Annotated in this window: 10 protein-coding genes; 8 read left to right on the plus strand and 2 right to left on the minus strand. The window is 68.7% G+C overall.

All coding sequences use genetic code 11. The features are described 5' to 3' along the window. Positions 1-169 precede the first annotated feature (169 nt). Positions 170-1,567: a cardiolipin synthase gene (cls, locus tag N7I30_RS02115; RefSeq protein WP_498636367.1), complete on the plus strand. Its 1,398-nt coding sequence runs from the start codon at positions 170-172 to the stop codon at positions 1,565-1,567. A 44-nt stretch (positions 1,568-1,611) separates the two neighbouring features. Here the strand turns inward: cls and N7I30_RS02120 are convergent, their stop codons facing one another. Both N7I30_RS02120 and N7I30_RS02125 read right to left on the minus strand, forming a co-directional pair. Continuing rightward, a complete protein-coding gene (locus N7I30_RS02120; protein ID WP_498636368.1) occupies positions 1,612-3,186 on the minus strand; it encodes a gamma-glutamyltransferase in 1,575 nt (524 codons plus the stop codon). Between the two features lie 93 nt (positions 3,187-3,279). Next, entirely contained in the window at positions 3,280-4,047 is a 768-nt protein-coding gene (locus tag N7I30_RS02125) for an IclR family transcriptional regulator (protein ID WP_210310117.1), read from the minus strand. A 148-nt stretch (positions 4,048-4,195) separates the two neighbouring features. Here N7I30_RS02125 and N7I30_RS02130 point away from each other — a divergent pair, with 148 nt between their 5' ends. The 7 genes from N7I30_RS02130 (at position 4,196) to N7I30_RS02160 (ending at position 13,340) form a co-directional block, all read left to right on the plus strand. Further along, a complete protein-coding gene (locus N7I30_RS02130) occupies positions 4,196-5,809 on the plus strand; it encodes an ABC transporter substrate-binding protein (RefSeq protein WP_498636371.1) in 1,614 nt (537 codons plus the stop codon). 83 nt (positions 5,810-5,892) lie between these two features. Then, positions 5,893-6,834, plus strand: a complete 942-nt coding sequence (locus N7I30_RS02135; RefSeq protein WP_009210491.1) for an ABC transporter permease — start codon at positions 5,893-5,895, stop codon at positions 6,832-6,834. After that, positions 6,834-7,727, plus strand: coding sequence for an ABC transporter permease (locus N7I30_RS02140; RefSeq protein WP_024350166.1), 894 nt, complete (start codon positions 6,834-6,836; stop codon positions 7,725-7,727). Before N7I30_RS02135 ends, N7I30_RS02140 begins: the two co-directional genes overlap by 1 nt. After that, positions 7,727-9,418: an ABC transporter ATP-binding protein gene (locus N7I30_RS02145; protein WP_498636374.1), complete on the plus strand. Its 1,692-nt coding sequence runs from the start codon at positions 7,727-7,729 to the stop codon at positions 9,416-9,418. Before N7I30_RS02140 ends, N7I30_RS02145 begins: the two co-directional genes overlap by 1 nt. Continuing rightward, a complete protein-coding gene (locus N7I30_RS02150; protein WP_498636376.1) occupies positions 9,415-10,956 on the plus strand; it encodes a M81 family metallopeptidase in 1,542 nt (513 codons plus the stop codon). Before N7I30_RS02145 ends, N7I30_RS02150 begins: the two co-directional genes overlap by 4 nt. A 46-nt stretch (positions 10,957-11,002) precedes the next feature. Beyond that, positions 11,003-12,166: a M20 aminoacylase family protein gene (locus tag N7I30_RS02155; protein WP_498636378.1), complete on the plus strand. Its 1,164-nt coding sequence runs from the start codon at positions 11,003-11,005 to the stop codon at positions 12,164-12,166. 37 nt (positions 12,167-12,203) lie between these two features. Then, a complete protein-coding gene (locus tag N7I30_RS02160; protein ID WP_491389761.1) occupies positions 12,204-13,340 on the plus strand; it encodes a M20/M25/M40 family metallo-hydrolase in 1,137 nt (378 codons plus the stop codon). The last annotated feature ends 17 nt before the right edge of the window (positions 13,341-13,357 follow it).

Consider the following 13,357-nt stretch of genomic DNA (forward strand, 5'->3'; position numbering starts at 1 on the left):
CAAGCCATTGACAGAACGGGCCGGCTCCGGCCGTCTGTCTCCGACGTCAGACCGCCAGCCTCACCGCTCCGGTCCGGCGTCGGGGACGGCATGGGGAGGTCGGCGCGATGACGAGAGATTGCCAGGCACGGCCGCCCGGGCCGGCGCGCCGGCCCGCATAGGCGCGGGCATGTTCGACCTTCCGAGCCTCACGCTCACCTATCTTCTGTGCGAATGGGCCGTCCGCCTGGTGATGATTGTGGTCATTCCGCTGCGCCGGCCGCCGGAGTCGGCGCGCAGCTGGCTCTTGCTGGTGCTGTTCCTGCCGATCCCGGCCCTGATCCTCTACCGCCTGATCGGCCGGGCCAGTTTTCCGGCCTGGCGGACCGCGCGCTTTGCCGCGACGGCGCCGGAACGCGCCCAGGTGGCGCGCGACCTGCCCGTTCCCGCCCACGCCCCGGACCGGCTGTCGCGGCTGGCCGAGGCGCTCGGCGGCTTTCCGGCCTGCGAGGGCAACCGGGTCGACCTCTTCACCGATTACGACGCGACGATCGACGCCATGGTGGCGGCCATCGACGGCGCCCGCACGCAGGTCCACCTCCTCACCTATATCTTCGCCGACGACCGGGCCGGCACCAAGATCGCCGATGCGCTGGGCCGGGCCGTCGCCCGCGGCGTGGCCGTCCGGGTGCTGATCGACGCGCTCGGGTCGCGGCCCTGGGCTGCACGCAGCCTGCCGATGCTGACAGCGCGCGGCGTCGACGCCCGGCTGGCGCTGCCGGTTCGCTTCGCGGCCCTGCGGCGCACCCGCAGCGACCTTCGCAATCACCGCAAGCTCTGCCTGATCGACGGCGAGATCGCCTTTGTCGGCTCCCAGAACATCGTCGACCGCGACTTCAAGCCGGGCATCCGCAACGACGAACTGGTCGGCCGGGTAGAAGGCCCCGCCACCGCCGCGCTGGAGGCGGTCTTCTCCGGCGACTGGTATCTGGAGACCGAGACGCGGCTCGCGCCCCTGCCTGTCGCGTCCGCCGCCGGCGATGCCGTTCTCCAGGCGATGCCGAGCGGACCGGATTTCGGCGTTCCGGGCTATGAAAGGCTGCTGATCGAACTCGTTCACGGCGCCGAACGCCGGGTCGCGATCGTGTCGCCCTACCTCATTCCCGACGAAGCGCTGCTGACCGCCCTGAAGAACGGCGTCACCCGCGGCGTGGAGATCAACCTGATCGTCTCGCAGGTCGTCGACCAGCGGCTCGTCAGCCTCGCCCAGCGATCCTATTACGACGAGCTTCTGGCGGCCGGCGTTCGCCTCTACCGCTATCGCGACCATCTGCTGCACGCCAAGAACGTCTCGATCGACGGGCGGGTGGGCGTCATCGGCTCCAGCAACACCGACGTGCGGTCCTTCATGCTGAATGCCGAGATCAGCCTGATCCTGCATGGCGAGGAGGCCAGCAATCGCCTCGACGCCGCCCAACGCCACTACATCGCGCATAGCGACCCGCTGACGCTGGACGACTGGCGGGCGCGCCCGCGCGGCACACGGCTTCTGGAAAACCTCGCCCGGCTGGTCAGCCCGCTCCTGTAGCGCCGTTGGCCGAGGCGGCGCTCCGGCCCGTGCGGCGCCCGCCGCTATGCGGTGGCCGCGACATCCTCTTCGGCGACGGCGTCGCCCCAGGGCGAGACGATCTCGGTCGCGCCCCAGTTGGTCGCCTCCTGCCGCGCCACGCCGGAGGGACAGGCGAAGGCATAGGGAAAGACCGTCCGCGGTACGGTCTCGACCCGGTGGGTTCGCCGCAGGGCCGCAAGGTCGGCGCCCGGGATCGCCTCGTCGGCGATCACCATGTCGCCGCCCGACACGTCGATGCGCGGCGCGTGGAAGGCGGCGTCGAGGTCGCGTCCCGCCAGCATGTGGTGGGCAAGCTGGAACACGGCCGGCAGGATCTTGCGTCCGCCCGAGGCGCCGAGGGCAAACCGCGTGTCTCCGCTTTCGCCGAGGATCGGGCAGACATTCATCAGGCAGCGCTTGCCGCCGGCGATCGCGTTCGGCCCGCCCTGTTCGGGATCGAACCACATGATGCCGTTGTTCAGAAGCAGTCCGGTCGAGGGCGAAACCACCCGCGACCCGAAGACCGACAGCAGCGTCTGGGTCATCGCGACCATGTTGCCGTGCCGGTCGACGATGGAAAAATGCGTCGTCGAGCCGGGCGCGGCCGGGCTGTCGTGGTCGCCCATCCGGGCCAGGCGATCCGCATAGGCCCCGGACAGCGCATCCGCCGTCGCCGCCAGTTCGTCGCCGGGCCCGGCGAAGGATCCCGCCGCCGCGTAGCGCGCAAAGGCATCGGCCAGCGTCGGCCCCGCCGTCAGTTCCGGCGTCACGTGCAGCCGGCCACCTGGCGCTGCGAAGGACAACGGCGTCTGGATCTCGGCACGATAGGCCGCCAGATCCGCATAGGTCAGCGATCCGCCCTTGTCGGCGACGTCGCGGGCGAGTTCGCGGGCGACGTCGCCCTCGTGCATCTCGCGCGGCCCGTTGCGGGCGATCGCATCCAGCGTGTCGGCCATCCGGCCCATGGCCAGGCGGATATCGGTCAGCGCCGTCCAGCCGCCGACCGGCGGCCAGACCCCGTCCTCCAGGAACAGCGAAGCCGCGTCCGGATCGCGCGCCAGCGACCGCGCCGCCGAGGCGATCATCAGCCCGGCGTACCAATCGATCTTCAGCCCCTCGCGGGCCATCGCCGCCGCCGGCTGGACGAGGTCGTGCCAGGACATGCGCCCCCAGCGGGCATGGGCGATGCCGATGCCGTCGACGACGCCGGGCACCGCCACCGCCGTCGCGCCCTCGATATTGCGGTCGCCGACCACCCGCTTCCAGGGAAAGAGGTCACCCGCACGGCCTTCCCCGGCCAGCGGAAACGCCGCCGGGTCGAGCCCGGCGGGCGCGCGCATGCCGTAATAGACCGCATAGGGTTTCGCCTCGTCGGCGCGCCAGACCATCATCGCGCCGCCGCCGGCCGGGCCGCTCATCCACGGCTCCAACACGCCCATGCCGAAGGAGACGGCGGTCGCCGCGTCGAGGGCGTCGCCGCCGGCCGCCAGGACTTGTGCGCCGAGTTCCGCGACCCGGCGATGCTGGGCCGCCACGATACCGGTCTGCGACATGCGGGCCGGCTTGGTGACGATCTGGGAGCGGGAGAAATTGGTCATGGACGTCCCCGGATACGTGTGAGTGGATGCATGGGCAGGACGGGTCGGGCGCGGTGTTGCGACCGCGACCGTTCGGCATAGGCGGCCGGCCGGTCAGCCGACGCCGTTGGCGGCATCGAGCAAGGGCGGGATGATCTCGGCCTCCAGCCGTTCGCGGGTCCAGGCGGTGCCGCTGACCGAGCAATGGATCGCCCCGCCGGTCTGCGGATCGCGGCCGACGGCCACGGCGACGCCGAGCTCGTTCATCTGCACCTCGTTCTCGGCAATGGAATAGCCGGTTTCCGCCGCCGCCTCGACGAGGGCGCCGACGGCACCACGGTCCATCACCGTTGCAGGCGTGAACCGCCGCATCGGCCATTCCTCGACGCAGCGGCGGCGTGTCTCGGCGCCAAGGCGCGACAGCATCACCCGGCCGCTCGACGTGTTCAGGGCCGGCACCCGGCGCCCGACGATGGAGGCGCCGAAGCTCGTGCGGGCGCTGGGCAGGCGGACGATGTAGACGATGTCGGGCCCGTCGATGCGCGAGAAATTGATGGTTTCGCCCAGCGACTGGTGCAGGTCGATCAGCTTGGGCATCGCCGTATGGACCAGCTCCTGCGACCAGAAATAGGCGTTGGCGAGCTCGGTCATCCGGATCGACGGACTATAGCGCCGGGTGGTCGGGTCCTTGTCGAGATAGCCCAGACGGGTGAAGGTGGTGACCAGACGCTGAACGCTGCTGCGGTCGAGACCGGTCGCCTCGGACAATTCGGTCAGGCCCATGCGCGAGCGCTCGGGTGCGAAGGCCTCCAGAAGGGTCATCGCCTTGCCGAGCGAGGCAACGAAGTGGCCGTCCTTCTGAACTTCCCGGTCTGCCGCCATGCTGCGCTGCACACTATTTGATCAATTCGCAGTGTTGACTGAATCGTAGCCGTGTTCCTACGATACCACAATCCGCAAACGGTTATCGGCATGCGATAACGGGCGGAGATGTCCCGGCCCCCGAGCCCTACCCTTCGGAGACGCATTGATGTCCTTCTTCTCTGCCGCTTCCACCTTCCGACCAACCCGGGCGATCCGATCCGCCCTGCTCGCCTCCGTCGTCGCCATGACGGGCCTCGCCGGCGGCCCCGCCGCCGCCCAGGAAATTCGCGCCGTGATGCATTCGGGCATCCGCGTCCTCGATCCCGTGATCACCACCGCGCACATCACGCGCAACCACGGCTACATGATCTACGACACGCTTCTGGGCATGGACGAGAGCCTGAAGCCGCAGCCGCAGATGGCCAGCTGGGAGATTTCCGACGACAAGCTCACCTACACCTTCACCCTGCGCGACGGCCTGAAATGGCATGACGGGGAACCGGTGACGGCGGCCGACGTCGTCGCCTCGCTGAAGCGCTGGGGCGAGCGCGACGGCGGCGCCCAGATGATGTTCAAATATGTCGAGAGCCTCGAGGCCAAGGACGACAAGACCGCCGTCCTGACCCTGTCCGAGCCGTTCTCCTACGTTCTCGAACTGATCGCCAAGCCGTCGGGCCTGCCGTCCTTCATCATGCCGGAACGCGTCGCTAAGACGCCCTCCGGCGAGGCGATCACCGACTATACCGGTTCGGGCCCGTTCACCTTCGTCGAAGCCGAGTTCGAACCCGGCGTGCGCGCCGTCTACGACAAGAACCCCGACTATGTGCCCCGTGACGAGGCGCCGAGCTGGACCGCCGGCGGCAAGGTGGTGAATGTCGATCGCGTGACCTGGGTGGTCATGCCGGACGCCCAGACCGCGGTGAACGCCATCAATGGCGGCGAGATCGACTATATCGAGCAGACGCCGACCGATCTCCTGCCGCTGCTGCAGGGCAATCCCGAGCTGACGGTGATGACCCTCGCCGATTACGGCTACCAGACCATGGGCCGGCTCAACTGGCTCTACCCGCCCTTCGACAATGTCGAGATCCGGCGTGCCGCCATGGCGGCGCTCGGCCAGGAGCCGATCCTTGCCGCGCTGGTCGGCAATCCGGAATACCAGGACACCTGCGGCTCGATGTATGGCTGCAACACGCCCTTCGCGACCGAAGCCGGCGACGAGCTGATCATGAAGGGCCCGCAGCCCGAGGTCGCCAAGAAGATGCTCGACGAGGCCGGCTATGACGGCACGCCGGTCGTCCTGATGCAGCCGACCGATGTCGGCTCCGTCGGCCCGCAGCCGGTGGTCGCCGCCCAGCTCCTGCGCCAGGCCGGCTTCACCGTCGACATGCAGCCGATGGACTGGCAGACCCTCGTGACCCGTCGCGCCAGCCAGGCCGCGCCCGCGGACGGCGGCTGGAACATGTTCTTCACCAACTGGATCATCCCGGAGGTGTGGAGCCCGCTCAACAACCCGATGCTGAACGGCGGCGGCAAGGAAGCGGCCTGGTTCGGCTGGCCGGACGATCCGAAGCTGGAGGAACTGCGCGTCGCCTTCGCCAAGGCCGGCGACGAGGCCGAACGCAAGAAGATCGCCGAGGACATCCAGGCCCACGCCTATGACGTCGTCAACTACATCCCGGTCGGCGAGTACCGGATCCCGACGACGATCTCCAACAAGCTGACCGAAATCATGAAGATGCCGGTTCCGGTGTTCTGGAACGTCCAGAAGACCGACTGACGCCATGCCCGTGACGCCGCGTCGCTGACGGCGCGGCGTCACCCGTTCCCTTCTGCAGCGTCCTGCGCCGCGAGGCTCGACCCATGCTCGCCTACATCTTCCGCCGCGTCCTGGCCTCCGTGCCGGTGCTGATCGTCGTGGCGCTGTTCGTCTTCCTCTTGTTGCGGCTGACGCCGGGCGACCCGGCCGCGATCATCGCCGGCGACATGGCGACCCCCGAACAGCTCGCCCAGATCCGCCAGAGCCTCGGCCTCAACGAGCCGCTGGTGACCCAGTTCATCACCTGGAGCGGCCAGCTGCTGAGCGGCGATTTCGGCCGGTCGCTGATCTCGCGCACGCCGGTCCTGACCCTGATCGGCCAGCGGCTGGAGCCGACCCTCAGCCTCGCCCTCGTGACCATGGCGATCACGCTTCTCCTGTCGATCCCGATGGGTGTCCTCGCCGCCTGGCGCCACGGCACGCTCACCGACAACGTCATCATGGCGATCTCGGTGCTGGGCTTCTCGATCCCGGTCTTCGTCACCGGCTACATCTTCATCCAGATCTTCGCCATCGACCTCAAGCTGCTGCCGGTCCAGGGCTTCAAGAGCATCTTCGACGGCGTCGGGCCGTTCCTGGCGCGCATCATCCTGCCGGCCTTCACCCTGGCGACGATCTACATCGCGCTGATCGCCCGCATGACCCGCGCCGCGATGCTGGACGTCCTCGACGAGGACTATGTGCGCACCGCGCGGGCCAAGGGCCTGTCGGAGCGGATCGTCCTGTTCCGCCATGCGCTGCGCAACGCCGCCGTGCCGATCCTCACCGTCGTCGGCACCGGTTTCGCGCTGATGATCTCCGGCGTCGTCGTCACCGAGAGCGTCTTCAACATTCCCGGCCTGGGCCGGCTCACCGTCGATGCCATCCTGGCCCGCGACTACCCGGTGATCCAGGCGCTGATCCTCCTGACCAGCGGCATCTACGTGGTGATCAACCTCCTGATCGACATCTCCTACGCGTTCATGGACCCGAGGATCCGATACTGATGGCGAGGAGAGACACCCTGCCCCCGATTGCCGAGCCGGTCATCAAGCGCCGCTTCCTGCCGCGGATCGAACTGGCGGATCTGCGCTTCGCGCCGACCCTCGCCGCGATCTGCCTGGCGGTCATCGTCATCGGCGCGCTTTTGGCGCCGGTCATCGCGCCCTTCGACCCGATCGCCATGAACCCGATGGAGCGGCTGGCGGGCGCCAGCGCCACCCATCCCTTCGGCACCGACGCCTATGGCCGCGACGTCTTCTCGCGCACGCTCTACGGCGCCCGCGTCTCGCTGATCGTCGGCATCGGCGCGGCCCTCGTGGCGGTGCTGATCGGCCTGCCGCTCGGCCTGATCTCGGGCTTCTTCCGCTGGCTCGACGCCATCCTGATGCGGATCATGGACGGCCTGATGGCGATCCCCAGCGTGCTCCTCGCCATCGCCATCGTGTCGCTGGCCGGCTCCAGCCTCTGGACCGTGCTCATAGCCATCACCATTCCGGAAATCCCGCGGGTCGTACGGCTGGTGCGCTCGGTCGTCCTATCGGCGCGCGAGGAGCCCTATGTCGAGGCCGCCATCGCGGTCGGCTCCAGCCTGCCGAAAATCATGTGGCGGCACCTGACGCCCAACACCATCGCGCCGCTGATTGTGCAGGGCACCTATGTCTGCGCCTCGGCGATCCTGACCGAGGCGATCCTGTCGTTTCTGGGCGCCGGCATCGGCACCGAGACGCCGTCCTGGGGCAACATCATGTCGGAGGGCCGGCTTTACTTCCAGCTCAAGCCGTCGCTGATCTTCTGGCCGGGCCTGTTCCTGTCGCTGGCCATCCTGTCGATCAACATTCTCGGCGACACCGCCCGCGACGTCATGGACCCGCGCCTCGGCAAGAAGAGGGAGGCCTGATGAGCGACCACGCCCACCCCGCCGCCGCGAGCACCGGCGACGTCCTCGTCGTCGAGGATCTCGTCGTCACCACACGCGGCCGCGCCCCCGCCCCGATCCTCGACGGCATCTCGCTGCGCGTCGGCGCCGGCGAGACCGTCTGTCTCGTCGGCGAAAGCGGCTCCGGCAAGTCGGTGACGTCGCTGGCCACGATGGGGCTGTTGCCGAAGGGGGCGCTCACCGCCCGCTCGGGCCGCATCCTCGTCGAGGGCGAGGATGTCCTGACCGCCAGCCCGGCGCGGCTGCGCCAGCTGCGCGCCACCCGCATGTCGATGATCTTCCAGGAGCCGATGACGGCGCTCAACCCGGTGATGACCGTCGAGAGCCAGCTCGAGGAAGTGCTGAGCGCCCATGCCAGCATGAGCACCGCCGACCGCCGCACCCGCATCCGCGACATTCTCTCGCTCGTTCATCTGCCGGATGTGGAGCGCATGTGCCGCTCCTATCCGCACCAGCTCTCGGGCGGCCAGCGTCAGCGGGTGATGATCGCCATGGCGCTGGTTCTCGAACCCAGGCTGCTGATCGCCGACGAGCCGACCACCGCCCTCGACGTGACCACCCAGAAGCAGATCCTGAAGCTGATCCGCGAGATCCAGGAACGCCTCGGCACTTCGGTGCTGTTCATCACACATGACATGGGCGTGGTCGCCGACATCGCCGACCGGGTCTACGTCATGCGGGCCGGCGAGATCGTCGAATCCGGGCCGATCGAGGCGATCCTCACCGCCCCGACCAAGCCCTATACCCGCAACCTCCTAACCGCCGTGCCGGCGCTGCGGCCGCGCGACGCCCGACCCGCGGCCTCCCGCGAGATCGTGCTGGAGACCAGCGAACTCGGCATGACCTACAGCCAGGGCTCGCTGTTCCGCAAACGCGAGGGCACTGTCGCGGCGAAGGACGTCAACCTGATCCTCGGGCGTGGCCGCACCCTCGGCATCGTCGGCGAGAGCGGCTCGGGCAAGTCCACCGTGGCGCGCTGCGTCATGCGGCTGATCGAACCCACTTCCGGCAGCATCCGCCTGCGCGGCTCCGACATTTCGGGCCTGTCGCGACGGGCGCTGCGGCCGTGGCGCAAGCGCATCCAGATGATCTTCCAAGACCCCAACCGCTCGCTCAATCCGCGGCTGACGGTGGGCGACAGTATCACCGAGGGCCCGATCAACTACGGCACCCCGCCCCGCGAGGCGCGCGAGCAGGCCAAGACGCTGCTGGAACTCGTCGGCCTGCCCAAGGACGCCATCGACCGCCATCCGCACCAGTTTTCCGGCGGCCAGCGCCAGCGCATCGCCATCGCCCGGGCGCTCGCCATGGAGCCGGACGTCCTCGTCGCCGACGAGGCGGTGTCGGCCCTCGACGTCTCGGTACAGGCGCAGGTCCTCGACCTTCTCGACGACATCCAGGCGCGGCTCGGTGTCGCCCTCCTGTTCATCACCCACGACCTGCGCGTCGCCGCGCAGATTTGCGACGAGGTGGTGGTGATGCAGCGCGGCCTGGTGGTGGAATACGGCCCGACCGCCGAGGTGCTGGGCAATCCGCGCGAGGCCTATACGCGCGAACTGATCGACGCGGCCCCCGGCCGCTACTGGGACTTTCCGAATTTCCGCCCGCTGCCCGGCGCCGCAGGCTTCAGGGACACGACCGTACCGGCATGACAGACGACAGCACAAGAACGCCCGCTCCGCGCATCGCGGTCGGCGGGTTCATGCACGAGACCAATACGTTCGCGCCGACCAGAGCGGACTACGCCGCCTTCGAGCATGGTGGTGGCTGGCCGGCGCTGGCGGAGGGCCCGGCGATGATCGCGGCGACGCGCGACGTCAACATGGGCATCTGCGGCTTCGTCACCGAAGCCGAGCGACGCGGCTGGCACCTCGTGCCGACGCTGTGGTGCGCAGCGGTGCCCTCCGCCCATGTCACCGAAGACGCCTATGAGGCGATCGCCGCCCGCATCGTCGCGGCGATCGAGGCCGCACTGCCGCTCGACGCGGTCTATCTTGATCTCCACGGTGCCATGGTCTGCACCCATCTCGACGATGGCGAAGGCGAGCTTCTGGCGCGGGTGCGCCGGGTCATCGGCCCCGACGTGCCGCTGGTCGCCAGCCTCGACCTCCACGGCAACGTCACGCCCCAGATGGTGGCCGAGGCCGATCTCCTCGTCGCCTACCGCACCTATCCCCATGTCGACATGGCCGAGACCGGACGCCGCACCGCCGAACAGCTGGTCCCACTGCTGGCCGGCCAGCGCCACGCCAGAGCCTTCCGGCAGATTCCCTTCCTGATCCCCATCGCCTGGCAATCGACCACCATGGAGCCGAATGCCACGCTTTATGGCGGCCTGCCGGAGATGGAGACCGGCGGCGTTGCCAGCGTCTCCTATCTCTGCGGCTTTCCGGCCGCCGACTTTGCCGATTGCGGCCCGTCCGTTCTCGCCTATGGCGCCGATCAGGCGGCGGCCGATGTCGCCGCGGACGCCCTGGCAGACAGGGTCCTCGCGGCCCGTTCCGCCTATGCCGGCAAGGCGTTTGCGCCGCTGGACGGGGTGCGCGAGGCGATGCGGATCGCGACAGGCGCCACGCGCCCGGTCGTCATTGCCGACACCCAGGACAATCCCGGCGCCGGCGGCGATTCCAACACCACAGGCATGCTGAAGGCGCTGATCGAAGCCGACGCGCAGCGCGCCGCGATCGGCGTGATCTTCGATCCGAAGGCGGCGGCTGCGGCCCATGCGGCGGGTGTCGGAGCGACGACCGAAATCACCCTCAGCGGCGCCGATGGCGTTGCCGGCGACACGCCCTTTACCGGCACCTTCGAGGTCACGGCCCTCTCTGACGGCGACCTGATCGCCTCCGGCGCGTTCTATGGCGGCGCGCGCATGCGGCTCGGCCCGTCCGCCTGCCTGAAAATCGGCGGCGTGCGCGTCGTCGTCGCCTCGGCCAAGGCGCAGATGGCCGACCGCGAGATGTATCGCTTCGTCGGCATCGAGCCGGAGGGTGAAGCGATCCTCGTCAACAAGAGCTCGGTGCATTTCCGCGCCGATTTCGCGCCCATCGCCGAGACCATCCTGACCTGCACGGCACCGGGCCCCATGCCCCTGTCGCCGGCCGACCTGCCCTTCCGCCGGCTGCGGCCCGGCATCGACCTGTCGCCCACCGGCCCGGTGTTCGATCCCGCCGAATCCCATCCGTCGTAATGCCTGCGGCCGCCTTGCCCCGGCCGCGAAACGAGGAAACCCGACCATGACCATCATTCCCGAGATCAAGAGTTTCGCTGAAGACCTGACGGCGATCCGCCACGATTTGCACGCCCATCCGGAGATCGGCTTCGAGGAGAGGCGCACCGCCGCCATCGTCGCTGCGGCGCTGAAGAGCTACGGCGTCGACGAGATCCACGAGGGAATCGGCGGTACCGGCGTCGTCGGCCTGCTGAGGGGCGCCGGCGGCGACGGCCGGACCATCGGCCTGCGCGCCGACATGGACGCCCTGCCGATGGAGGAGTTCACCAACCTTCCCTACCGCTCGACCAATCCCGGCCGCTTCCATGGCTGCGGTCATGACGGCCACACCACCATGCTGCTCGGCGCGGCGCGCTATCTGGCGGCAAATCGCGGCTTCAAGGGCACCGCGATGTTCGTCTTCCAGCCCGCCGAGGAAGGGCTGGGCGGCGCCCGCGCGATGATCGCCGACCGCCTGTTCGAGCGCTTCCCCTGCGACGAGATCTACGGCCTGCACAACATGCCCGATCTGGAACTGGGCGAGGTCGCGGTCTTCCCGGGCAAGGCGATGGCCGGCGCCAAGTTCTTCGACATCCAGATCAAGGCGCGCGGCAGCCATGCGGCCATGCCGCACAATTCCAAGGACCCGATCGTCATCGCCATGGCGCTCGGCCAGAGCCTGCAGTCGATCGTCAGCCGCAACGTCAACCCGCTGAAGCCGGCGGTGCTGTCGATCACCAAGTTCACGGCGGGTTCGGCCTACAACGTCATTCCCGAAGAGGCCGATCTCGGCGGCACGATCCGCTACTTCCACGACGATGTCGGCGAGCTCGTCGCCACCCGCATCCGCGAGATCGCCGCCGGTTTCGCGGCGAGCTACGACTGCGAGATCGCGGTCGACATCCGCGACGTCTTCTCGGTGCTGGAAAACCACGAGGCCGAGACCGAGGCGCTGCGCGAAGTCGCCGTCGAGATCGTCGGCGAAGACAAGGTCTTCACCGATCCCCGCCCGACCATGGGCAGCGAGGATTTCGCCGACATGCTGCACGCGGTCCCCGGCTCCTATTGCTGGGTCGGCCATGGCGGCACCATGCCACTGCACAATCCCGGCTTCATCCTCGACGACGGCATCCTGCCGATCGGCTCCAGCCTTCTGGCGCGCATCGTCGAGAAGCGGCTGGCGGCCTGACCGGCCGGTTCGAGACCTCAGGAAAGCGAGAGTGACGATGGACGTGACCAAGATCCCGCTGGATGCGGAACAGATGCTGAGCGGCCTGAGACGCTGGGTCGAATGCGAGAGCCCGACCTATGACAAGCCGTCGGTCGACCGGATGATGGCGCTGGCCGCCGAAGACATGCAGGCCATGGGCTTCGAGGTGGAGACCATTCCCGGCCCCGAGGGGCTTGGCAATTGCGTGCGCGGCGCGTTTCCGCACCCCAGGGCCGGCGAGCCCGGCATCCTGATCATCGGCCATCTCGACACGGTGCATCCGCTCGGCACGCTGGAGAAGTTGCCGTTCCGGCGCGAGGGCGACATCTGCTGGGGCCCCGGCATCTGCGACATGAAGGGCGGCAACTACATCGCCATCAGCGCCGTCAAGGCGCTGGCCGACATGGGCGTCGAGACGCCGCTGCCGGTGCATGTCCTGCTGACCTCCGACGAGGAGATCGGCACGCCGGGCACCCGTGCCCTGATCGAGGCCGAGGCCGCCAAGCACCGCTACATCCTGGTGCCGGAGCCCGCATGGGCCCGCAACACGGTGGTCACCGGCCGCTACGCCATCGCCCGCTACCACCTGACCGCCATGGGACGCCCGAGCCATGCCGGCGCGGCGCTGAAGGCCGGCCAGTCGGCAGTGAAAATGATGGCCCGGCAGCTCATCGCCATCGAGGACATGACCGACGAGGACTGCACCTTCTCGGTCTCGGTCATGCATGGCGGCCAGTGGGTCAATTGCGTGCCGACCATCGCGCGGGCCGAGTGCCTGTCCATGGCCAAGCGCCAGGAAGACCTCGACCGGGGCACTGAGAACATCCTCGCCTTCGACAGGCGCGAGGCCGACGGCACCGGCTTCTTCGTCGAGAAGAGCGTCGTGCGCCCGGTCTGGGAAGCCAGCGAAGGCACGATGGAGCTCTACGAACGCGTCCGGCGGATCGGCAACGAACTGGGCTTCGACCTTGCCCATGCCAGCGAGGGCGGCGGCTCGGACGGCAATTTCACCGGCGCCATGGGCCTGCCGACGCTGGACGGCCTCGGCGTGGTCGGCGCCGACGTCCATACGCTGAACGAGCATATCGAGGTGTCGAGCCTGGTGTCGCGCGGCCGGCTTCTGGGCGGCCTTCTGGCCGAACTCGGCGCCTGATGCGGCGGCCCGAAGGA

This window comes from Aurantimonas litoralis, assembly GCF_026153195.1.
Taxonomy (GTDB): domain Bacteria; phylum Pseudomonadota; class Alphaproteobacteria; order Rhizobiales; family Rhizobiaceae; genus Aurantimonas; species Aurantimonas coralicida.

Excerpts from the sequence above, each read along its gene's own strand:
- cls (WP_498636367.1), top strand. The coding sequence starts at position 170 with ATGTTCGACCTTCCGAGCCTCACGCTCACCTATCTTCTGTGCGAATGG.
- N7I30_RS02120 (WP_498636368.1), bottom strand. The coding sequence starts at position 3,186 with ATGACCAATTTCTCCCGCTCCCAGATCGTCACCAAGCCGGCCCGCATG.
- N7I30_RS02125 (WP_210310117.1), bottom strand. The coding sequence starts at position 4,047 with ATGGCGGCAGACCGGGAAGTTCAGAAGGACGGCCACTTCGTTGCCTCG.
- N7I30_RS02130 (WP_498636371.1), top strand. The coding sequence starts at position 4,196 with ATGTCCTTCTTCTCTGCCGCTTCCACCTTCCGACCAACCCGGGCGATC.
- N7I30_RS02135 (WP_009210491.1), top strand. The coding sequence starts at position 5,893 with ATGCTCGCCTACATCTTCCGCCGCGTCCTGGCCTCCGTGCCGGTGCTG.
- N7I30_RS02140 (WP_024350166.1), top strand. The coding sequence starts at position 6,834 with ATGGCGAGGAGAGACACCCTGCCCCCGATTGCCGAGCCGGTCATCAAG.
- N7I30_RS02145 (WP_498636374.1), top strand. The coding sequence starts at position 7,727 with ATGAGCGACCACGCCCACCCCGCCGCCGCGAGCACCGGCGACGTCCTC.
- N7I30_RS02150 (WP_498636376.1), top strand. The coding sequence starts at position 9,415 with ATGACAGACGACAGCACAAGAACGCCCGCTCCGCGCATCGCGGTCGGC.
- N7I30_RS02155 (WP_498636378.1), top strand. The coding sequence starts at position 11,003 with ATGACCATCATTCCCGAGATCAAGAGTTTCGCTGAAGACCTGACGGCG.
- N7I30_RS02160 (WP_491389761.1), top strand. The coding sequence starts at position 12,204 with ATGGACGTGACCAAGATCCCGCTGGATGCGGAACAGATGCTGAGCGGC.